The 21,248-nt window shown below is 40.8% G+C and carries 18 protein-coding genes, 3 pseudogenes and 1 riboswitch; of the genes and pseudogenes, 6 read left to right on the top strand and 15 right to left on the bottom strand.

Features of this window, described 5'->3' with window-relative positions; all coding sequences use genetic code 11:
* Window positions 1-64: 64 nt before the first annotated feature.
* Window positions 65-448, top strand: coding sequence for an SA1362 family protein (locus tag ACQYAD_RS16820; protein WP_430239927.1), 384 nt, complete (start codon window positions 65-67; stop codon window positions 446-448).
* A gap of 27 nt (window positions 449-475) precedes the next feature.
* On the opposite strand, the gene ACQYAD_RS16815 is transcribed toward ACQYAD_RS16820, so the two are convergent.
* From ACQYAD_RS16815 to ACQYAD_RS16785, 7 genes are all read right to left on the bottom strand, one after another.
* On the bottom strand, window positions 476-1,360 hold the full coding sequence (locus ACQYAD_RS16815; RefSeq protein ID WP_430240019.1) for a patatin-like phospholipase family protein: 885 nt from the start codon (window positions 1,358-1,360) through the stop codon (window positions 476-478).
* Window positions 1,361-1,486: 126 nt separating this feature from the next.
* Window positions 1,487-2,620: a glycerate kinase gene (locus ACQYAD_RS16810; protein ID WP_430239926.1), complete on the bottom strand. Its 1,134-nt coding sequence runs from the start codon at window positions 2,618-2,620 to the stop codon at window positions 1,487-1,489.
* Window positions 2,621-2,653: 33 nt separating this feature from the next.
* Window positions 2,654-3,928, bottom strand: coding sequence for a GntP family permease (locus ACQYAD_RS16805; RefSeq protein ID WP_430239925.1), 1,275 nt, complete (start codon window positions 3,926-3,928; stop codon window positions 2,654-2,656).
* Between the two features lie 100 nt (window positions 3,929-4,028).
* Window positions 4,029-5,132 carry a CdaR family transcriptional regulator gene (locus tag ACQYAD_RS16800; RefSeq protein ID WP_430239923.1) on the bottom strand — a complete coding sequence of 368 codons (1,104 nt, stop codon included), beginning with the start codon at window positions 5,130-5,132 and terminating at the stop codon, window positions 4,029-4,031.
* Window positions 5,133-5,386: 254 nt separating this feature from the next.
* Complete coding sequence (locus ACQYAD_RS16795; protein WP_430239921.1) at window positions 5,387-5,716, bottom strand: MutS-related protein; 330 nt, start codon at window positions 5,714-5,716, stop codon at window positions 5,387-5,389.
* Between the two features lie 483 nt (window positions 5,717-6,199).
* On the bottom strand, window positions 6,200-6,634 hold the full coding sequence (locus tag ACQYAD_RS16790) for a hypothetical protein (RefSeq protein ID WP_430239920.1): 435 nt from the start codon (window positions 6,632-6,634) through the stop codon (window positions 6,200-6,202).
* The gene (locus ACQYAD_RS16785; protein ID WP_430239918.1) at window positions 6,631-6,837 is read right to left on the bottom strand and encodes a helix-turn-helix transcriptional regulator; all 207 of its coding nucleotides are present in this window, start codon (window positions 6,835-6,837) and stop codon (window positions 6,631-6,633) included. Before ACQYAD_RS16785 ends, ACQYAD_RS16790 begins: the two co-directional genes overlap by 4 nt.
* Window positions 6,838-7,206: 369 nt before the next feature.
* Between ACQYAD_RS16785 and ACQYAD_RS16780 the strand changes: the two genes are divergently transcribed.
* Window positions 7,207-7,533 (top strand): PadR family transcriptional regulator, encoded by a 327-nt coding sequence (locus tag ACQYAD_RS16780; RefSeq protein WP_430239917.1) that lies wholly within the window; start codon window positions 7,207-7,209, stop codon window positions 7,531-7,533.
* Between the two features lie 5 nt (window positions 7,534-7,538).
* The gene (locus tag ACQYAD_RS16775) at window positions 7,539-8,378 is read left to right on the top strand and encodes a hypothetical protein (protein ID WP_430239916.1); all 840 of its coding nucleotides are present in this window, start codon (window positions 7,539-7,541) and stop codon (window positions 8,376-8,378) included.
* Between the two features lie 223 nt (window positions 8,379-8,601).
* On the opposite strand, the pseudogene ACQYAD_RS16770 reads toward ACQYAD_RS16775, so the two are convergent.
* The 5 genes and pseudogenes from ACQYAD_RS16770 to ACQYAD_RS16750 all read right to left on the bottom strand — a co-directional run.
* Window positions 8,602-9,720, bottom strand: a pseudogene (locus ACQYAD_RS16770) (vitamin B12-dependent ribonucleotide reductase); the annotation flags it as partial.
* 251 nt (window positions 9,721-9,971) lie between these two features.
* A pseudogene (locus ACQYAD_RS16765) lies at window positions 9,972-10,622 on the bottom strand (vitamin B12-dependent ribonucleotide reductase); the annotation flags it as partial.
* 73 nt (window positions 10,623-10,695) lie between these two features.
* The gene (locus tag ACQYAD_RS16760; RefSeq protein WP_430239915.1) at window positions 10,696-11,568 is read right to left on the bottom strand and encodes an LAGLIDADG family homing endonuclease; all 873 of its coding nucleotides are present in this window, start codon (window positions 11,566-11,568) and stop codon (window positions 10,696-10,698) included.
* A 220-nt stretch (window positions 11,569-11,788) separates the two neighbouring features.
* A pseudogene (locus ACQYAD_RS16755) lies at window positions 11,789-12,577 on the bottom strand (ribonucleotide reductase N-terminal alpha domain-containing protein); the annotation flags it as partial.
* A 347-nt stretch (window positions 12,578-12,924) separates the two neighbouring features.
* Window positions 12,925-13,761, bottom strand: coding sequence for a lipoate--protein ligase family protein (locus ACQYAD_RS16750; protein WP_430239914.1), 837 nt, complete (start codon window positions 13,759-13,761; stop codon window positions 12,925-12,927).
* 205 nt (window positions 13,762-13,966) lie between these two features.
* On the opposite strand from ACQYAD_RS16750, the gene ACQYAD_RS16745 reads away from it, so the two are divergent.
* Window positions 13,967-14,350, top strand: coding sequence for a rhodanese-like domain-containing protein (locus ACQYAD_RS16745; RefSeq protein ID WP_430239913.1), 384 nt, complete (start codon window positions 13,967-13,969; stop codon window positions 14,348-14,350).
* Between the two features lie 48 nt (window positions 14,351-14,398).
* Here ACQYAD_RS16745 and gcvPB read toward each other — a convergent pair whose 3' ends face one another.
* Genes gcvPB through gcvT form a run of 3 tightly spaced genes read right to left on the bottom strand, consistent with a single transcriptional unit; the run spans window position 14,399 to window position 18,321 of the window.
* Entirely contained in the window at window positions 14,399-15,859 is a 1,461-nt protein-coding gene (gene gcvPB, locus ACQYAD_RS16740) for an aminomethyl-transferring glycine dehydrogenase subunit GcvPB (RefSeq protein ID WP_430239911.1), read from the bottom strand.
* Window positions 15,852-17,201: an aminomethyl-transferring glycine dehydrogenase subunit GcvPA gene (gene gcvPA / locus ACQYAD_RS16735; protein ID WP_430239910.1), complete on the bottom strand. Its 1,350-nt coding sequence runs from the start codon at window positions 17,199-17,201 to the stop codon at window positions 15,852-15,854. The genes gcvPB and gcvPA overlap by 8 nt, the downstream gene beginning before the upstream one ends.
* Before the next feature lie 13 nt (window positions 17,202-17,214).
* The gene (gcvT, locus tag ACQYAD_RS16730) at window positions 17,215-18,321 is read right to left on the bottom strand and encodes a glycine cleavage system aminomethyltransferase GcvT (protein WP_430239908.1); all 1,107 of its coding nucleotides are present in this window, start codon (window positions 18,319-18,321) and stop codon (window positions 17,215-17,217) included.
* A gap of 146 nt (window positions 18,322-18,467) precedes the next feature.
* Window positions 18,468-18,558, bottom strand: a riboswitch (glycine riboswitch).
* A 150-nt stretch (window positions 18,559-18,708) separates the two neighbouring features.
* On the opposite strand from gcvT, the gene ACQYAD_RS16725 reads away from it, so the two are divergent.
* Both ACQYAD_RS16725 and ACQYAD_RS16720 read left to right on the top strand, forming a co-directional pair.
* The gene (locus ACQYAD_RS16725) at window positions 18,709-20,394 is read left to right on the top strand and encodes a DEAD/DEAH box helicase (RefSeq protein WP_430239906.1); all 1,686 of its coding nucleotides are present in this window, start codon (window positions 18,709-18,711) and stop codon (window positions 20,392-20,394) included.
* Window positions 20,372-21,163 carry a YqhG family protein gene (locus tag ACQYAD_RS16720; protein WP_430239905.1) on the top strand — a complete coding sequence of 264 codons (792 nt, stop codon included), beginning with the start codon at window positions 20,372-20,374 and terminating at the stop codon, window positions 21,161-21,163. Before ACQYAD_RS16725 ends, ACQYAD_RS16720 begins: the two co-directional genes overlap by 23 nt.
* Window positions 21,164-21,248: the final 85 nt, after the last annotated feature.

Below are 21,248 nucleotides of genomic sequence, written 5' to 3'. Positions count from 1 at the left end.
CTTACTTGATCCGCGTTTAAAAGAAGAAAAAAATGCTTATGATGCTCTTAGGGAGGTGGCTTTCATGAAAAATCGGACATCAAATCTTCTTGTTGCTGGGCTTTTGATTCTTGCATTGATTGGCATTACTGGTATGTTTATAGGAAATCCAATTGGTTTTCTTCAGAAAATAGCTGTCATGGGATTCATTGTAGCGGCTATTTACTTTGTTGTTCGGCTCATATTTAAAGCAAATCCTCAGAAAAAAGAGCAGCGTGCATTTCTTAAAGCCGCTAGACAATCGAAAAAAAGGTTGCAGAAGCGGGGAGGGGAATCGCCAATGCGAAATCCCTTTTCCGGAACATTGGCACCATTGAAAAAATCATCAAAGACAAAAAAGAAAACGCCTGCTCATCTGACCGTTATTGACGGAAAAAAAAGCAAAAAGAAAAATCGAGCCTCTTTTTAGGCTCGATTTTCCTTCGTTTCCTTTCTGTTAATAACTCCAACTCTTGAAAAATTTTTCGGCGCATTTTCTTCCATATTGAAACAGTGCTTGTTTTTTTTCTTCTGTTAATTGAAACTCCGTTGATAACACGCCTTCCGTTGGAATAAAGATAATATTTCTCACATGTTTTTTGGAGATATATCGGGCATCATGCGCATCTTTCATTGTTTCAAAAAGAGCGGCGAAAAGCTGGACAGCATTTGCAATCCGATGTTTTCTATGTTGAAACTCGCTGTGGCTAAGCTTAATTCCGAGAACTGGACGAACTTTTACGGTATCCTCTTGATCAAACAGCCAGATCGGAAAATTACTCAAGACTCCCCCGTCCACCACTATATTAACCCCTGTAATCGACCGAATTTTTACCGGCTCAAAAAAATAGGGAATGCTGCAGCTCATCCGAATGGCTTTGGCAATCGAAAATGAGCCTGGATCAATTCCATATTTCCCAAGATCGTCAGGAATGACAACCATCTGCCCATTGCTTAAATCAGAGGCAATAACTCGCAAGGTTTGCGGCGGTAAGTCGGAAAATGTTCGTACGCCTTTTGCTTCTAACTTCTCCTTGATCCATTTTTCAAATTCATTCCCTTTATACAATCCAAGCTTCCAATAGGCCAGCAACCATTTGGCTAGCGAGAAGGGGAGAAACGTTTTGCGGTTATCAAGCAATTTTCTCATATCCAATTCATCCACAAGTTGAAAAATTTCCCTGCTTGTATACCCCGCAGCAATAAAGGCAGCAACAATCGCACCTGCACTTGTTCCCGCGACTCTGACAAAGCTCAATCCTCTTCTTTCAATTTCTTCATAGGCCCCAATCAGTGCAAATCCCTTGATCCCGCCGCCAGAGAATACGCCGTCAATCTTCATTGCCGCCACTCCCATTGATGTATTCATTGATACATCTTTAAGCGGGAGCTTTAAAAAATAGTACCCGAACAGGCTATAAATTTTTTGTTCATTTCGCATGGAACTCTTTTTTTGAACAGGGAACACTTACCGATTTAAATTCCAAACTGTGGCAATGTTCGCTGCTGTATTTTCCACATACTTGCCTGCGTTTTCGAAAGCATTTTCCAATGAAACAATTCCCGGGACAATACTGAACAAGGCGTCAATTCCATGTTCATGGACGATCTTGCTGTCATCTCCAATATTTCCTGCAATGGCAATGACTGGAACCCCAGCGCTCTTTGCTATTTTAGCTACGCCAATTGGAGTCTTGCCAAAGATTGTTTGCCGATCAATTTTCCCCTCACCGGTAATAACTAAATTGGCATCTGTTACGATTTCGGCAAGACCTGTTGCCTCGATGACAATATCCACCCCTCGTTTCAGTTGCGCCGGCAAGAATGCCAGCAATCCGCCGCCTAGTCCGCCTGCCGCACCAGAACCAGCTACATCGTTGATCTTTTTTGCAAGATCTCGCTCAATAATTTCGGCAAAATGGCCAAGATTTGCATCCAACTGCGCAACCATTTCAGGTGTTGCCCCTTTTTGCGGGCCAAAAATCGCAGATGCCCCTCTTTCTCCTGTAAGTGGATTATCCACATCACAAGCAACCTCGATTTTGATGTTTTTTAAGCGCGGATCCATTGTGGTACAATCAATTTTTCTCAATTGATTTAGAGAAACGCCGCCATCGCCAATTTCCGTTCCGGTTTCATCGAGAAGCCTCACTCCAAGCGCCTTTGCCATACCAGCACCGCCATCATTCGTTGCACTGCCGCCAAGTCCGATAATAATATGCTGTGCACCATGATCCAATGCAGCTAAAATTAATTCTCCAGTACCTTTTGTCGTTGTCAACAGCGGGTTCCTTTTTACAGTAGGAACTAAATGTAAGCCGGAGGCTGCTGCCATCTCAATCACTGCTGTTTTTCCGTCTCCGAGCATCCCAAAAAAAGCATTCACCCGTTCACCAAGCGGTCCAGTCACTGTTTGGAAAACCATTTGTCCTCCCGTTGCATCTACGAGCGATTGAACCGTTCCTTCACCCCCGTCAGCCATTGGGATTTTAACATAATCAGCGTCGGGCAAAACTTGCTTCATCCCCTTTTCAATCGCTTCCGCAACTTCCATCGCAGTTAAACTTTCTTTAAATGAATCTGGTGCAATGACAATTTTCATAATCTCTCGACTCCCATCTATTTTTCTATCTTGTTAACCAAAGAGATGAAATACTCCGAAAATCAAGGTTGAAATGACAGCCAGCGTAAGTCCCACAAGTGTTTCATAAGGAATTACTTTTAATCGCTCCTTGATTTCCATGTTGACGCTTCCACCAGTTGCATGAAAGAAACTTCCATGCGGCAAGTGATCAAGGACAGTTGCACCTGAATGAATCATGGCAGCGGCTGCTAAAGCGGATACGCCCATTCCTAATAGGGTTGAACTGAAAACTTGACTGGCAACCGCTGTTCCGGCAGTTGTTGAGGCGGTTGCTGCTGACATAAAGATTCCTGAGACAGGTGCCAGTACGTATCCCGGCAAGCCGAGTGCGTTCAAGCCATCGATCAAAACATCCTTCAATCCCGAGTTTGCAATAATACCTGCCAATGTTCCCGTACCGAGCAGCATGATGGCCACACCTGCCATTTTACCAAGTCCTGAGACAGCGTATTCGTTGAGGTTTCTTCCTTTCCCCATCACAAGCGCACCGGCAATCCCTCCCACCGGAAGGGCTATCATTGGATCGATATTAATGTTAAAAAGTGGCCGTAATGCCAGTAAAACAATCGCAACGATCGGTGCTGCAAGAGCAGGTAAGAAGAAGGGCAATTTGCCGCCATGATGTGTTTGAACTTCATTTTGATCAACGTTGGATCCTTTTTTTGCAAGCCTTTTTGCTAACAAATACGTAATGGCAACCCCAAAAACAGCTGGAATGATCCCTGCTGCCATAACAGAAGTCAGCGGTACTTTAAATGCATCCGATGCAGCAATTGCGTTCGGATTGGGCGACATGATGTTTCCCGCTTTACCGCCGCCAATCATCGCAAGCAAGATTGCTGTTTTGGAGATACCAGCCCGGTTTGCAATTGCCAGAGCAATCGGCGAAACCGTAATAACAGCAACATCGATAAAAACACCAACGGCAGTCAGAATCAATGTCGCAATCGAAAGTGCCAATAATGCCCGTGTTTCTCCGAGTTTTTTCACAATCGTTTCTGCTATGACAGCCGCAGCACCTGATTCAATTAAAACACCTGCAAGAATGCCGGCAGCAAGAATGCGAAGCACTGCCGGGATAATCCCTTTTGCGCCTTCCATCATCAAATTCACGGTATTTGGAATATCCACTCCACCAATTAGACCGCCGAAGAGTGCTCCGGCAATCATTCCATAAGCAGGGGAGACTTTTTTTAAAATCAAAAATATGGCAATGACGAGTGCTGCAATGGCACCTAAAGCGCTTACTTGTACATGTGCATTCATCTGAGTTCCTCCTTGTTTGGCTTATCCATATTGTAAGCGCATTTGGAAGGGGTTTCATTGTTCACTTATACAAAAAATGTGCAGATACCCTTAAAAATTTTTAGGCATCTGCACAATGAACTTTCTCTTGTAAAATCGAAAGATACAGCTCGAGTAGATCCTTCAATTTCTGCGGATTCTTCCCGGTTATCGCTGCGATCCTTTCCAAGCGGTAGCGCAATGTGTTGCGGTGGATGAATAATCTCTGCGTTGTTGCTTGAATATCACCATTTTCTTCAATATAGGCGAGCAAAGTTTCAATTAATTCTCCATTTTTCCCATCACTTTGTTTCAATTGGTGATAATACTTTCCGACTTTTGGAGTCCCGTTTTGGGCTGACTTTGCCAGAAATACAGGGATGTGATAGTCATCAAATCGATAAATGTTTTTTTCAGGATGAAGCGTTTTTCCTACCATCAAGGTTATTTTTGCGTCCGCATAAGATTCAGACAAGCCTTTTACGGTATTGCAAATACTGCCAACAGATACCTTAAATGGGATACCACTGTTCAGCAAGCTGTCAATCCAATTTACAATTGTATCTATTTTTGAAAAGACGGGTTTTAAAATGACCAGTTGCTCTTGTTCCATGACGTACAGATCGTGTGGTTCAAGTCTCTCGGTCACTTTTTTAAAAAAATACAAACGATCCTCAGCAATAAACAATATGGGGACTCGCGGTGTTTCTAAATTGATTCCGAGACGGTTGATCCTCTCATAAAAAAACGTATCCAATTGTGCCGGCTGATGCAAAAGCTGGCTGACGAGTTCCTCTTTCAGCCGTTTATCCCACTGAAGTTCTTCCATCAGAACTGCTTGCTGAATGATCATTTCCGCCGTCATTTTAACGAGTTCGCCAAAGCTTGAGACGTCATCAGGATTTCCGGTAATGCCAATGACCCCAACGATTTTCCCGTGAAGCATGATTGGGAGGTTGATGCCTTTTTTCACGCCATGAAGTTCCTCGGCTTCCATTTCATTGATCTCAAAACCGGTTTGTCCCTCAATGACTTTGAGCGCTCCTTCATGAATTGAATCGATTCTACTTCTATCCCCAGATCCGATGATGACGCCTTTTTCATTCATCACATTGATATTTCGCTTAATAATTTGCATCGTCCGATCAACAATTTCCTGTGCCAACTGGTGATTTAAATAATCCATTTTTTAACCCTGCTTTCGCTAATATGAAAATAGCCTGGCAATAATTCCCCGCACTGATATTTTACAATATAGAACTAATTGATGTTGTTTTAAAAAATACATCACAAACCCACATCTTATATTAATGTAAAGAACCCGTTTTGAAAAAAATTGATCAAAACGGGTTCTTTATTTGTAAAATATTGAACAAATTTCATAAAAAAGGTTGATTTATAACTGCAATCTTCAACAAGTCCGCCCTTTACAATGCAACTCTAACCAATAAGTTCCTTGGACTTACGTAAAGCTTGATGATACACTTGTTCCGGAAAATTCGTGATCCGCAATAATTCAATTGCATTTCTTGTTTTAGAAGGACCTGCCTTAATTAAATAGTCAAAAATAATTTCATCATTTATAATCTGTTCTCGAAAATGATAATTATCGTACTTTGTTGATAAGAGATCAGTTAGTTCCAAATCATGCGTTGCTGCCATAATTCTTGTTTCATTACAATCACTTAAATAATTTAAAACTGATTCAGCCGCAGCAATCCTCTCAATTGTATTTGTCCCCTTAAAAACTTCATCAATAAAAAAGTACATGAAATGATCTTTATTGATATCTCTGACATCAGGTGTAAAAGATTAGCGTTGACATTTTGCGCAATGCACAAATCTTTTTGTTGTAAACCAACGTGTTGGTTTACTTTGTATTCAGAAAGAATAAGAGCAGCATTCAAAAAGAAACCTATAAATATGAAAATTGATATATAAAATAAAGTGTCTAGTGTTAGTAACTCCATATATACACATCCTTATGGAATATAATAACATATATTTTAATAAAACGTTCTATATTTTCACAAATATAATTATCCCAAATACATATGTTTTTTTCACTAAGCTCTCATTAAATACAATATGATTTTTGACTTTTGCCTCTTGCACTTTTTGGACTAGTCAATTGGTTGGTTTTTCGAGAAACGAAAGAAGAAAATTAATTTTGGATACAACCTATTCGATTCTATTGCCAAACATGAAACAGGCGCGTTATCTTTTGAAATCGCGCCAGAATGTTTAGTATAATTAGTCATCTTCCTCCAGATCTTTTTCTTTTTTAATCCTTAGACGGTACACATAAGTAACAGGGATGATTCCGCAAACGACTATAATCCCACCTACCAGTAAGCCATCGCCCCAGTTGAAGTTCGGGGTAATGGACGTAAGTGTGGCAAAAGCAATCGCAATGATCGTTACTACAATAAGACTAATATTAAACGCCCTTACTGGCTTTTTCGGCTTCCTTTCATGCTCCACACTAACACTCAGATTTAGATAACCGAAGATAACGGAAGTAAGCATGAAAACTATCCATAATGGGTTCTTGATCATTCCTTCTACTCCGCCCTTATAGGCCTCATAGCCAAGAATACAGAGAATCCCTATTGTTTGTACTATAAATGCTATTTTTATATGTTGTAAATTTTGTACTATCAGCCGTTCATCTAGGATTTTTTTCATTCGAATCCCTCCCTATCAATCCAAAAAATCTCATCCAATTTGGCATTCACCGCATAACAAATTTGCAGGCACAATTTTAATGATGGATTATATTTTCCTTTTTCAATCAAACTTACTGTCTGCCGAGTAATGCCTACCGTATCGGCAAGCTCCTGCTGTGTTAATCCCGCTTTTATACGGGCAAGCCTTACGTTGTTTTTCATAGCTTATCCTCCATATACAACGTAACATATATATTACTAAATGTAAATTATATATTACACATGATTCACAGTCCAGTATTTTCCGATAAACAAAAAGAACCCATTTTGTGAAATAGATCAAAATGGGTTCTTTTTACATACCATGCTGACCCGTTTGTGGAACAAAGATTAATTACAATTGGGACAAAGTTCTGCAACAATTACCTTATATCTGTCGTCATGATCATTAAAACTGAAATATTTAACAATTTGCTACCGAGAATTAAATATGTCAAGAGCTAAATATTCAACTAGTGTGTTTTACAAACTAGTTGTTGCATGGTACAATATCATCAACTAATATGTTTTACATACTAGCGAGGTGAATAAATGAAGGAGACGCAGTTATTAAAAGGCGTACTTGAAGGTTGTGTGCTATCAATTGTTAAAGAGCAACGTATTTACGGTTATGAACTGGTGCAATTGATGCGTAATTATGGCTTTACAACAATAGTAGGTGGAACGATTTATCCTCTCATGCAAAAGTTAGAAAAACAAGGGCTAATTAAAAGCATGGAGTTAGCTTCACCCGATGGACCGAATCGAAAATACTTCTTCATTACACCTGAAGGAGAACAACAATTAGACGATTTTAAAGAACAATGGAGTATGTTGATTGTAAAGGTGAATCAGATTTTAGAAAAGAACGGAGAGTGAGTGGGTTGAAAAATAATACAGCCAAACAATTAATAGAACAAAATAATAAGGATCGACAACAGCTAACCCCTGAAAATAAAGAGTACTATGAGGATATTCTTGTATATATGCGCACATTCGGAATTTTCCACGAAGAATTAGAAACCGAACGACATTTAATGACGATCTTGCAAGATATTTTAGAAGCGCAAAAGCATGGGGAATCGGCAGAAGAGTATTTTGGTAAAAATCCAAAAGAAATCGTCGATCAACTAACCAAGCAATTTGATAAACCCTCATGGAAATCAATTTTTAAAATAAGTGGTTTGATATTTTTAATAAGCTCATTTTACACTATTGGCGGAGGCTTTATTGCACCGACATTACAAGTAAATGTATTTATTCTATTAATGGATGGGATTCTATCAATTGCATTGGTTTATTGGGCCTTTAAGTTGTTACATTGGAGTATTTATATAAAAAAACAATTTCCAAAATTAATAAAATTTTTCGTTGCGTGGATCTTAGTCATGATTCCATTTGGCTTATTTATCCTAATTAATTTGTATGCACCAAAACAAGGCATTGTGAAAATAGGTTCTCCATTTGATTGGATGGCTATTCTTATTATTCTCATTATGGCAATTGTTTATGTTTTATTCAAGAAGAAACGAGACTTCTATGGGAGCCTTGCTTATATTGTCAGTTTAGGGGTTTTTGGTTTATTATTAAGGATTCCACAAACGAAGGAATTGTTCCAAGGGGGTAAAAATCCAACTTTTCTTGTTCTGGTTATTATTTTGCCCCTTGCACTTTTTGGACTAGTCAATTGGTTGGTTTTTCGAGAAACGAAAGAAGAGAATTAATTTTGGATAAAACATATTCGATTATATTGCCAACATGATGTCCGGCGCCAATAGAATGTTCTCGTTCTTTTAGACATAAAAAAACACCCCTTTAGACAACTTTATCCAAAGGGGTAAAACAGTGCAACTTTTTATAAACAGTATAACTTTGTTTCAAACGGTACATCTTTTTTAAAATGGTATGACTTTATTTCAAAGTTACGATTGATGCTAATGCTAAAAGTTACAAACCGCATTTTAATTGGGCACCGCAGTTTGTGCACGTATTGCAGCCGCCAATTTCTTTTACTTTCCCTTTTCTGCAAACCGGGCAAGTGTTGCCAACTTCGGAGCCAATGGTTACATCGGTTGAACGAAGATCGCTGATCGTATCAACGAGCACTACATGCTGTTTTGTTTTTTCTTTAACAGTTGTCTCGGTTGTATCGCTGTTTTCCTCGGCTTTCAATGTCAGCACTTGCGAATCGCGGGAACCGTCGACGTAAACCGTTCCTCCCTTTGCACCGCCGCGGTATAGGCGCTCATATACTTTTTGGACTTTCTCTACGCTATAGCCTTTTGGTGCGTTAACGGTTTTGCTGATGGAACTGTCAACCCAGCGCTGGATGACACATTGCACATCCGCATGGGCTTCTGGTGAAAGATCCATTGCGGTGACAAACCAGCTCGGCAGATTGTTCGGATCTGCTTCGGGATGTTGATCAAGGTATTCTTGAACAATATCCGCTTTTACCTCAATAAATTTTCCAAGACGTCCACTTCGGAAATAAGAAAAGGAAAAATAGGGTTCTAATCCTGTGGAAACTCCGACCATTGTACCAGTGGATCCAGTGGGAGCAACGGTTAATAGGTGTGAGTTCCGAATGCCATATTGTAAAATTTCCTGACGGATTTTTTCAGGCATTTTTTTCATAAATCCTGTATGAATAAAAGCATTGCGTAATTTTTGGGTTTCTTCTTCTGTACTTCCGATTAGGAATGGGAAGCTGCCTTTTTCTTTTGCCAGCTCTACTGATGCTTCATAGGCGGTTGTCGCAATGGTTTCAAATACTTTGTCAACGAGTTTATTTCCTGCTTCTGAACCGTATTCTGTTTCGCAATAAATTAGCAGATCGTGCAGTCCCATAACGCCAAGACCAACACGGCGTTCGCCTAGTGCTTGCTTTTTATTTTCTTCAAGGAAGTAAGGCGTCGCATTGATCACATTGTCCTGCATCCTCACGCCTACTGCGACAGTTTGCTTTAATTTTTCGTAATCAACCATCTTCGTTTCCTTATCTGCCATCTCGGCAAGATTCACAGCTGCAAGGTTGCAAACAGAAAACGGTGCAAGTGGCTGTTCCAGTATTTGTTATCCTAAAGGCTTTTTATCCTTTAGTTCTAACGGTTCACTTCCCGTTAGCTCAGCATAGCTTTTCACTAAGTAGAATTAGTGTTGCGGCCTCGTGGATCGATTATATTCTGCCAAAGACAGGTTCACGATCTATGCGTTGCCCCTGACCGGTTTTTTACACCGGCCTTCGGTTCGGATTCCCATCTCAGGGTTCCCGCTTCATTCCGCAATTTTTAACGTGAGGCAAATTAAGCCACTTTACCACACGGATTTGTCGCAACGACTTTTTGTCCATATGCTTTTGCATTGGTCATGTCGTTGGCATTATCGATAAAGAAAATACCTGGTTCGGCTGAATATGTTGCACAGATGTTGATCAGGTTCCAGAGTTCTTTCGCACGAATCTTTTTATAAACGCGCACTTTATACCCCATCTTTTCCCATTCGCGGACATCGCCGATTTTATGCCATTCCTCGTTATAAATTTTCATGATTTCTTCATCATAGCTTTCCACGTCAGGGAAGCGAAGTTCATAATCCCCATCATTTTCAACAGCTTCCATAAATTCCTTTGTTAAAGTAACAGAAATATTCGCCCCTGTTAGGAACTCAGGATTATGAACTGCAAAATTACCGCCAATTTCAAGCTTTTCTTCGGCATCGGCAATAATTTTTTCACTAAAGCCGCCGTATCCCGGTATCGCTTTGTAATTTACAATTCCTTGATACATCGCTTTTTCCTGCTCTGTTAAAGGAATGAATTTCAACTTAGCCTTCGCATGCCTGCGAATTGTTTCATCATTTGTATTTTCAATCAAGAAACGCAAAATTTTCGGATTTTGCATCTTTGAAATAATGAATTCGATAATATCTGGATGCCAATCCGCCAGCATAATCATCTGGGCCCCACGCTATTTTGTTACACTTTTTTTCGAGTGGCTAGGACATTTCTGCCTAGCTCTCATACTTTCATATGAGATCAGACTATATCATCAAAGAAGAAAATTTTTCATATTTTCGATTTAATTTTATATCTCCATATTGGAATAGCTTTTTTCCAATTTCTCTAATTTCTTTTACACTGCTTAGATATAAGTCAGAGCATCCTTGCTTATGTGAGATTGAATGGACATTTTTAGCAAAACCATTAGTTTTAAAAAATGCCAGGATCGATATCAACATATCCGGATTACCCGTGAAACCTAATCTAGCCTTTCGATAACCATTTCGCAGATAAACTCTTATATGCCCATCTGCATCAAAGAAGCCTCTAAGAAATGCCCATTGAATTTTGCTGTCATTGAAATCAATCCATTTTTCTTTTCCAGTTTTTCTTGGACCTATTCCTAGAGAAATCAAATCATTACACATTTTTGTTGAATTGATTGTTAATGAATATTTGTTCTGCTCATTTTCGGCATTTCTTTTTCTAAATTTGATAGCATCTACTATATTCATTTCTCTTCCAATATCGTATAGCAGCTGTTTGTCTTCCTCCGCCAGTGTTAAAACCAATCTTTTAGATTTCTTTCGGTCGAAAACAGTTCCGTCTCCGGTGATATATCCTGCTATATAAGCTTGATTAGGTGTTTGGATGACTTCAAAATAATCTTGATCGTATTTATAGAATTTATTTTTTAGTTTTCCTGCTTCACCTGGGGTTCTTGCTTCGATAAAGTGAAGATCATCATTCCAACGTTTAATGGTTCCACGGCTTATCTTTAGAATTTTAGCTATATCAACTTGGCTATACCCTTCTGCATGGAGTTTAATAATCGAATTAATAATTTCTTCTTTGTCTCGTGCCCCATAACCACGTTGCCGTTTGTCATGGTTTACTCCTCCCTTGTCTACCATTTTAATCACACACCTTTTTATTTATAATGGTAAGAATTTAGGGAGTTTCAATAGTCGTTGAACGTTCATCTTCGTTTCCAAAGATGCTTCGCTGCTGATTGCCCAATCCTTATCATTTTCAAACCATCACGCTCACCGTTGCCAGTCACGTTGTGGTTGATAAAGCTCTAAGGGTGTTCCAGCAATTCACGAGATTTTAATCCCGCCGTTGGAGCAATTAACGGGATCCGCCCTGCTCAACTAAATGGGTCAGTTTTGCAATATCGTCCAGCCATGAAACGGAGCCGGAAGATTTGCCATTGACCCCTTTCGCAAGGGTGTTGCGCGGTCTTAATGTAGAACCGTTCGTCCCAACTCCCCCGCCGCGGCTCATAATTTCCATCACTTGCTTGCGATGATCGGAAATGCCTTCGCGGGAGTCGGCAACAAAAGGCATCACATAACAGTTGAAATAGGTCACGTCCGTGTCTGCTCCTGCGCCGTAAAGCACACGGCCTGCAGGAATAAAATTCAAGTTTACTAGTTCCTGGTAAAACTTTTCAAACCACTCCTGACGCTTTTCTTCTGTTTCTTCGACAGCAGCAAGCCCGGTTGCATTCCGCTTTGCGATTTGCTCATAAAAAATCTCCAGCGGCTTTTCGATTACATCTAAAGAGCGGAAAACAATCCCCGTTTCAGCTTCTGCCGGATCGTCCAGCACTCCTCTGAACTCCTCTTCCACTAAAACCTTTGCCTTTTTGTTTTCCCAGTCGATTTCAGTAATGTATCCAAGGCCGCGTGCGGGAAATTTTGGATCCTCTTTTATTGTTAAAACAACGAAGTCACCATTTGTGAGCGTAATTTTTTCTGTGTCTTTAAACGAATAACGGTCAATCATCACCAAACGAGAAACACCCTTGTGCGTCATTTTCATATCTGGCGTCACAGGGTGTACTTGTGGGAACAAACCGATGTCCTCGTTTAATCTTTCAAAATCAATATTCAGTTTTTGTCTTAAACCAACAGCCATGGAAACATCTCCTTCAAAATCAATCTTACCCTATCTGGATTCTAGTAGATTTTTTACTAGATCTAGTTAGTAAATGGATTACCCTAACGTTATCATATTGAAACACCAAAAATCAATATATAGTACATAAAATATTTTCGACACCACTATATATTGTATACGAGACAAAAAACTATTTTTTTGTCAAACTTAAAAAAGAATAGATTTAAGAGTAAATAGAGGGAATCAATTGATATTCGTTAAAAAACAACCAATTTCAACATAATTCAACATTTGCGCTTTTAATTGCCGGAAGATACGAATGCCTTTTCGGCCAAAGAAAAGGCGGCATTTGCCGCATCCTCCTTTTACCTTTTAAAGTTCCAATCGTCACTTTCATAGCGGTCTTTCGCAATCGTTTGAACACATGCCAATTCGTCTTCAGTTAATTCATACGGGACAAGTTCAACATTAAGTCCTTCGGCAAAGCCTTTATAAAAAGCTTCTTTCGCTTCTTCAAGCGTAATCTTGCGCGAACTTATATCATTAATCGCCACCGCTTTGTTTTTAAATGCATTTTTCATCCTTTCCTTTACCCGCTCATTCGGGTATTTAAAAAGGCTGAACAGCTTGTCTTCATCAAGATCCAATAAAATCGAACCATGCTGCAAAATGACGCCTTTTTGTCTCGTCTGCGCGCTGCCGGCCACTTTTCGGCCTTCGACAACGAGTTCATACCAGCTCGGCGCATCAAAACAAACAGAGGAACGCGGATTTTTGAGCGCATCCCGTTCATCCGATGTTTTGGGTACTGCAAAATAAGCTTCCAGCCCTAAATGATGGAAACCTTTTAAAATCCCTTCAGAAATAACGCGATAGGCTTCCGTGACGGTCTTTGGCATTTCCGGATGATCTTCGGAGACAATAACACTATAGGTTAATTCGTGTTCATGCAAAACGCCGCGGCCACCAGTCGGCCTGCGGACAAATCCAAGCTGATGATACTTGAGTGCATCAAAGTCAATTTCCTTTTCTGCTTTTTGAAAATAACCAATTGATAATGTAGCCGGATTCCAACCGTAAAAACGGATCACCGGCGGTATTTTGCCTTCACTATGCCAATCAAGCAAAGCTTCATCAAGCGCCATATTAAAGGATGGTGAACTGTAACCCGAATCGATAAAACGCCATATTTCTTTGTCCATAGTTAACCCTCATTTTTTTGTTGTTTAAATGCTCTTCGCGTTTTTTAGTCTAACAAAATCGCTGCCAAAAAAAAAGAATGATGTTTTGTGCAAATAATTTTAACATGATTCATACAGGAAATTTCATGAATAATCTTTACTGAAACGAAGCTTGACTACTATAATAAATATTAGTGCAGTATAGCTTGAAAGGAGCAAGAACGAAGTGAACACTATTTACAGTCTGTTAATTGCTATTGTTGCTATTGCCATCTATTACGTTTTCATATGGCTTTACCAGCGAAAAATTGTGAAAACGGTAGCTGAAGAGGAGTTCCGAGCCGGCTACAGAAAAGCGCAGCTTATCGATGTTCGGGAACCAAATGAATTTGAAGCGGGACATATATTGGGTGCGCGCAATATCCCAATGTCACAATTAAGAATGCGGATGCAGGAGCTTCGTCCTGATAAACCCGTCTACCTCTACTGCCAAAGCGGCAGCAGAAGCGCCCGCGCTGCCCAGTTTCTATACCGCAAAGGCTATAAAGACCTCACACAGCTCAAAGGCGGTTTTAAAGGCTGGAGTGGGAAGATCAAAGCTAAAAAGTAATATAGAAAAAAGGCTGATTCAACAACTAGAATCAGCCTTTTTTCATTCTTAATTTTTTTGGTAACGGAGGATCGGCTTTCTTGCTGCCATTGCTTCATCCAGACGGCCGACAACTGTTGTGTGTGGCGCTTCTTGAACGATTTCGGGCGTTTCTTCCGCTTCTTTCGCGATTTGGATCATGGCATCGATAAATGCATCGAGCGTTTCTTTAGACTCCGTTTCGGTTGGTTCGATCATAATGCACTCTTCCACGTTTAATGGGAAGTAAATGGTTGGCGGATGGTAGCCAAAGTCTAACAGACGCTTCGCAATATCCAATGTCCGCACACCCAGTTTTTTCTGCCTGCGGCCGCTGAGAACAAATTCATGCTTGCAGTGCTGGTCAAACGGTAAATCATAATATTCAGCAAGTCTTCTCATCATATAGTTTGCATTTAATACCGCATACTCAGTGACAGCTTTCAAACCGTCAGGACCCATTGTCCGAATGTAGGTGTATGCACGGACATTAATCCCAAAATTTCCGTAATAAGGCTTCACTCGGCCAATTGACTGCGGTCGGTCATAATCCAATACATACTCTTCCCCCTGTTTTGTAACAACAGGCTTCGGTAAAAATGGAATTAAATCCGCTTTTACTCCGACAGGACCTGAACCTGGTCCGCCGCCGCCATGTGGTCCGGTAAAAGTTTTGTGAAGATTTAAGTGTACAACATCAAATCCCATGTCGCCAGGACGGGCTTTGGATAATACCGCATTCAAGTTTGCTCCATCGTAATAAACTTTCCCACCTGCGTCATGAACAATCTCTGCGACTTCCAGAATATTTTCTTCGAATAAGCCAAGCGTATTTGGATTTGTCAACATTAATGCGGCTGTATCCGAACCGGCAACATTTCGTAAATCATCGAGATCGACAAGGCCTTTTTCATTTGATTTCACGGTTACGACTTCAAGACCGGCAACGGTTGCCGAAGCCGGGTTCGTGCCGTGCGCCGAATCAGGAATAATCACTTTTGTCCGGTTCAGATCCCCATTTGCTTCATGAAAAGCACGAATCAGCATCAAGCCCGTCCATTCACCATGAGCTCCTGCTGCTGGCTGGAGTGTTACCTCATCCATTCCCGTGATTTCAATCAAATGCTGCTGCAAATCATACATAAGCTCAAGAGCACCTTGAACCGAGCTTTCATCCTGCAGTGGGTGGATATGAGAAAAACCGTTAAGGCGGGCAACATTTTCATTCATTTTCGGATTATACTTCATTGTGCAGGAACCGAGCGGATAAAAACCTGAATCCACTCCATGGTTTCGCTTGGATAAAGCCGTATAATGACGCATAATATCAAGTTCCGAAACTTCTGGAAGTTCCGCTGCATCTTTACGTACATATTCATCTGGAAGCAGTTGTTCAATTGGTACTTCCGGTATGTCCATTTCAGGGAGACTGTAACCAACGCGTCCTGATTTCGTTAATTCAAAAATAAGCGGCTGATCTTGACTATGCATGGAAATCCCCCAATTCTTTTACAAAAGTATCAATTTCTTCTTTTGTCCGCTGTTCGGTTACGGCTATTAACATATGGTTTGCTAATTCAGGATCATCACGTCCGAGATCATAGCCACCGATGATTCCTTTTTGAAGCAAGAGCTTGTTTACTTCTTTGACCGGTTTGGCAAGCTTAATCACAAACTCATTAAAAGAAGGACCTTCATGAATTATTTCAAATCCAATCTGTTTCAGTGCGGTTTTTGCATAATGTGCTTTTTGTATGTTTGCCAGCGCCATTTCGCGCACGCCATTTTTACCCAACGCCGTCATGGCAACGGATGCTGCCAATGCATTCAACGCTTGGTTTGAACAAATATTCGATGTTGCCTTATCGCGGCGGATATGCTGCTCGCGTGCTTGCAGTGTCAAAACAAAACCGCGGCGCCCCTGTTCATCAACCGTCTGGCCAACAAGTCTGCCCGGCACTTTTCTCATCAATTTGTTTGTAACGGCAAAATAACCGCAATGCGGGCCGCCAAAAGCAGTTGGAATTCCAAAAGGTTGAGCATCGCCGACAACAATGTCAGCGCCAAACTGCCCAGGAGGCGTTAAAGCGCCAAGAGCGAGCGGGTTGCTTGAAACGACAAACAGCGATTTATTGGCATGAGTTATTTCTCCCAATTCCTTTAACGATTCAATTCTTCCGTAAAAGTTTGGATATTGGACAATTACAGCGGCAATTTCATCACTTACCAGCCCTTTTAATGCCTCGAGGTCCGTCATTCCGTCCTTGACAGGAATTTCAATCACTTCAATGAATTGCCCTTTGGCATACGTTTTGACTACATCTTTTGATTCGGGATGTACGGCTTTTGAGATCAATACTTTTTTTCTTTTAGTCTGGCCGGCACTCAGCATTGCGGCCTCTGCCAAAGCTGTTCCGCCATCATACATTGAGGAGTTGGCGACATCCATTCCTGTTAATTCGCAAATCATCGTTTGAAATTCAAAAATGGCTTGTAGCTCTCCTTGAGAAATTTCTGGCTGATACGGAGTGTAGGCTGTATAAAACTCTGAACGAGAAAGGACATGATCGACAATTATCGGAATGTAATGGTCATAGACGCCTGCACCCAGAAACGAAACATTTGTTTTTAAATCGGCATTGCGTGATGCCATCTGCGACAATTCCCGCATTAACGCTGTTTCCGATTTTGCCGGCTTAAGATGATACTCCCCTTTAAATTTCACTTTTTCCGGAATATCGCTAAAAAGGTCGTCAATTGAGGACGCACCAATCGCCTCAAGCATTTCCTTTTGATCTTGTTTTGTCATTGGTAAATAGCGATGTTGCTTCATTTTCGTTCGCCCCCTAAATCTGTTCTCTACGGTAAAAAGGTGTTGGCACTACTTTCGCTTTTAATCGCTTGCCGCGAATCTCCACTTCCATTTCCTGCCCATGTGCTGCGTAAGCTGATTTCACAAGAGCCAGTCCAATATTTTTCTTTAACGTTGGCGACTGCGTTCCGGTTGTCACTTCACCGATGGGCTCTTCGCCAGCATAAACCGGGTAGCCATGTCGCGGAATTCCCCGATCCAGCATTTCAATTCCAACCAGCTTCTTCGGTACACCGTTTTCTTTTTGCAGTTTTAGCGCTTCTTTGCCGATAAAGTCAGCTGCCTTATTTAATTTAACTGCGAAACCAATCCCCGCTTCTAGCGGACTGATTTCAGGTGAGAGCTCCTGCCCATACAGCGCCAAGTTTGCTTCAAATCGAAGCGTATCCCGGGCGCCGAGCCCGCATGGAACAACCCCTTCTTCCTTCCCTGCTGCTAAAATTTCTTTCCAAAGATCAACAGCATCCGCAGCATCACAATAAATTTCAAAGCCGTCTTCTCCGGTGTATCCGGTGCGGGAAACGAGGGCTTCTTTTCCGTTGATTGCAACTTTTTGCTGAAATTTAAAATAACCGATTTTGCTTAAATCCGCGCCAGGAACAAGTGATTGCAGCACTTTCTCAGCTTTTGGGCCTTGAAGTGCTAATTGAGCTGTTCTTTCAGAAAGGTTTTCAAGTTGGACATTGCCTTCAAGGTGTTTTTTCAGCCACTGGACATCCTTTTCAATATTTGACGCATTGATTACGAGCAAGTAATCCTCTTCATCGAACTTATATACAAGCAGATCATCGACCGTACCGCCATTTTCATAGCACATGGCCGTATATTGGGCACCACCGACAGGTATTTTTGAAACATCGTTCGTAACCATTTTCTGCAAATACGCAAGGCTGTCTGAACCGGAAATTCTCACCTCACCCATATGGGAAACATCAAATAAACCTGCTCTCGTCCTGACCGCTTCGTGCTCTTCTTTAATACTTGAAAATTGTACTGGAAGCTCCCAGCCCCCAAAGTCAATCATTTTCCCGCCATACTCTTGATAAATTTCAAATAGCGGCGTGCGTTTCAATTCTGCCATTTACAATCCCCCTTATTTTTCCAATAGAAAAGGACAGAAACCTTCCTTAAACATAAAAAAGGTCTCTGTCCTTTCACCTGAGAGTTTCCCCAGAATAGCTTTCCCCTTTGGTGGCGAACGTATAAGTGCCGCACTCTCCAGAGCTGCGTCAAACAAGAGTTCTTTTGCCTGAGAGATTCACAAGTATTTGCTTGCTCCTTCGGCGCTGCGATATGCAGTCTCTCCCCTTGTTCTCATCCGCATATATATTTTTTTGAATCTTGGTCATACTAAAAAAAAACAAAGATGATTATTACAAAATTTAAAACTTTCTAAGCTATTATCATCCTACCATTAAAGCAATCAATCGGGCAATATGATTTTGCTGAAAAAGGAGCTGAAAAAAGGGTGGTAAACATTGTATTTGATTGTGCGTGGCAGGACGACTTTTTTCACCGGATTGAACAAGACGGTCCGTGGGGCAACTGGGATCTTTTTAAGCTTGCCGTCGATGTCGAAAAACATCTTGCCGTTCCAACGTTTGAAGGTCTTTTGGCACCAAACTATTTACCGCATTTAACGCCGCTCCCGCATCAGCTGGAAACAGCCAGACTGGTGATTGAAAATATGAACGGAAAAGCGATTCTGGCAGATGAAGTAGGACTGGGAAAAACAATTGAAGCCGGATTGATTTTAAAAGAATATATGATTCGCGGGCTTGTGAAAAAAGTGCTGATTCTTGTACCAGCCTCTCTTGTAACCCAATGGGCTTCCGAATTAAATACAAAATTCTTTATCCCGGCAATGACACAGAGAAAAAGCTATGTCTGGGATCAGTATGATGTTGTTGTATCATCTATTGATACAGCAAAACGGCAGCCTCACCGAGAGATCATCTATAAACAAGACTATGACTTAATTATCATTGATGAAGCCCATAAACTAAAAAACAATAAAACAAAAAACTATGAATTTGTTCAAAATTTAAAAAAGAAATTTTGCTTACTGCTGACTGCCACTCCCATTCAAAACCGGGTGGAGGAAATTTTCAACCTTGTTTCCCTTCTTAAACCCGGGCATTTGGGAAGCGAAACCGCATTCTACGAAAAATACAAACGTGATTCAAGGTCCTTGAATGATGATGAGCATTTAAAAGAACTCGTCAATAAAGTCATGATTCGCAATCGCCGGGCAGATACAGGAATCGAGTGGACAAAACGGCAGGTTGAGACCATTCCAATTGAATTTTCAAAAGAAGAAAGAGAGCTTTACGAGGCAGTTACGGAGTTGAAAAATGAAGTCGACTGGCTGGCATCTAGTGCTTTTTCGGTCATGACATTGCAGCGGGAGGCATGCAGCAGCAGAGAGGCAGTCTATCATACGCTTAAAAACATGCTTACCCGCAAAGAAAATCCAACCACCTTGTTTCAGCAGCAAATCCATTTTTTAATTTCAAAGGTCGAGGCGGTTCAGCAAAACTCCAAAGCCAACAAAGCGCTCGAACTGATCCAACACATAAATGATAAAGTCATTATTTTCACGGAATACCGGGCGACACAGCTTTATTTGCAATGGTTTCTCCGCCAGCATGGAATTACATCGGTTCCCTTTCGCGGCGGTTTTAAGCGGGGAAAAAAAGATTGGATGCGCGAGCTTTTTCAAAAACATGCTCAAGTGCTGATTGCGACAGAAGCCGGCGGCGAAGGGATCAACCTGCAATTTTGCAACCATATTATTAATTTTGATTTGCCATGGAATCCAATGAGACTGGAACAGCGGATCGGCAGGATTCACAGGCTTGGCCAAGAAAAAGATGTGATGATCTACAACTTTGCAATCAAAGGTACACTTGAGGAACATATTTTAAAATTGCTGTATGAAAAAATCCATCTATTTGAAAAAGTAATCGGTGAATTGGATGATATTTTGACAAAACTAGAATTCGGCAATCTTGAAGATCATTTGATCGATATTTTCGGAGGAAGCTCCACAGAAGGAGAAATGCGGATTAAAATGGAAAACCTCACATCAATGATTGAGTTTGCCAATCAAATGAAGAAAGGAGATTCCCATGCAGCAGCCGCAAATCCATGATTTTCTGGAACGATATTTCCAAGCAAACGAGTGCGAAATCCTTGAAAATACTGCCGGGTATTTAACAGTTCAACTGACAGTTGATCTTGACAAGGAGCTAATGAACAGGCCATTTTATTGGCATTATCTTGAGAAAACAGGCGGAGTACCCAACCCGATGAAATTGACATTTATTACTGACCAAAATACGGTGCCGGAGCACCTAAAAGGAGAAACAATCTATTTTGGCTCTCCAAGGCTCCACCAAATTTTTCAGTCAACGAAAAAATTGGCACGGTTTATCCGGCTATATGAAAATAATCCGCTTTTCCAGCAACAAACGCCCTTGTTTCCATGGCTCTGTTTGAATGTCAAGATTTCCTATCAATGCGATCGTAAACGGGATGTGTTTAAATCAATCGGCCTGCAGTTAATCAACGGCCAGCTAGTCGAAAAGTTTCATGATCATTTAGTGAAATTGAATTTAACCCCAAAGATCCCGGATTACTCTTTTACGCTCTCACCGTTGATTAAACCGAAAAGCGGGATTGTCCGTGTGGAAAACTATTTAAAATCACAGCTTGAAACGGAAGAGGATACGTGGGCAAATGAAGCGATTGAGCGATGGAACAAAGATTTGAAGTTGCTGAATCATTTTTATGAAAATGAGGAGGATAAAACAGAAAATTACGAAATCGAAAAGCAGGCACTGCAGGAACAGTATGAACCAAAAATCCAGATATCGTTTACAAATGGAGGACTTTTTTATTTAACTGACAATGCTTTTTAAAAACTTTGTCGACAGTCCTCCTCTTTTTTTAAAAATTTTTTTAAAAAAGAAAGGAAAACGAAGAACCGTGTCGAAATAAGTAAAG

Source organism: Neobacillus sp. SM06 (assembly GCF_050496765.1).
In the GTDB taxonomy this organism is placed as follows: Bacteria; Bacillota; Bacilli; order Bacillales; family Cytobacillaceae; genus JAEVLT01.
Note: the sequence above shows the minus strand (reverse complement) of the source record. Positions and strands in the feature narration are given on the sequence as shown.

Excerpts from the sequence above, each read along its gene's own strand:
- ACQYAD_RS16820 (WP_430239927.1), top strand. The coding sequence starts at position 65 with ATGAAAAATCGGACATCAAATCTTCTTGTTGCTGGGCTTTTGATTCTT.
- ACQYAD_RS16815 (WP_430240019.1), bottom strand. The coding sequence starts at position 1,360 with ATGAAGATTGACGGCGTATTCTCTGGCGGCGGGATCAAGGGATTTGCA.
- ACQYAD_RS16810 (WP_430239926.1), bottom strand. The coding sequence starts at position 2,620 with ATGAAAATTGTCATTGCACCAGATTCATTTAAAGAAAGTTTAACTGCG.
- ACQYAD_RS16805 (WP_430239925.1), bottom strand. The coding sequence starts at position 3,928 with ATGAATGCACATGTACAAGTAAGCGCTTTAGGTGCCATTGCAGCACTC.
- ACQYAD_RS16800 (WP_430239923.1), bottom strand. The coding sequence starts at position 5,132 with ATGGATTATTTAAATCACCAGTTGGCACAGGAAATTGTTGATCGGACG.
- ACQYAD_RS16795 (WP_430239921.1), bottom strand. The coding sequence starts at position 5,716 with ATGTACTTTTTTATTGATGAAGTTTTTAAGGGGACAAATACAATTGAG.
- ACQYAD_RS16790 (WP_430239920.1), bottom strand. The coding sequence starts at position 6,634 with ATGAAAAAAATCCTAGATGAACGGCTGATAGTACAAAATTTACAACAT.
- ACQYAD_RS16785 (WP_430239918.1), bottom strand. The coding sequence starts at position 6,837 with ATGAAAAACAACGTAAGGCTTGCCCGTATAAAAGCGGGATTAACACAG.
- ACQYAD_RS16780 (WP_430239917.1), top strand. The coding sequence starts at position 7,207 with ATGAAGGAGACGCAGTTATTAAAAGGCGTACTTGAAGGTTGTGTGCTA.
- ACQYAD_RS16760 (WP_430239915.1), bottom strand. The coding sequence starts at position 11,568 with ATGGTAGACAAGGGAGGAGTAAACCATGACAAACGGCAACGTGGTTAT.
- ACQYAD_RS16750 (WP_430239914.1), bottom strand. The coding sequence starts at position 13,761 with ATGGACAAAGAAATATGGCGTTTTATCGATTCGGGTTACAGTTCACCA.
- gcvPB (WP_430239911.1), bottom strand. The coding sequence starts at position 15,859 with ATGCATAGTCAAGATCAGCCGCTTATTTTTGAATTAACGAAATCAGGA.
- gcvPA (WP_430239910.1), bottom strand. The coding sequence starts at position 17,201 with ATGAAGCAACATCGCTATTTACCAATGACAAAACAAGATCAAAAGGAA.
- gcvT (WP_430239908.1), bottom strand. The coding sequence starts at position 18,321 with ATGGCAGAATTGAAACGCACGCCGCTATTTGAAATTTATCAAGAGTAT.
- ACQYAD_RS16720 (WP_430239905.1), top strand. The coding sequence starts at position 20,372 with ATGCAGCAGCCGCAAATCCATGATTTTCTGGAACGATATTTCCAAGCA.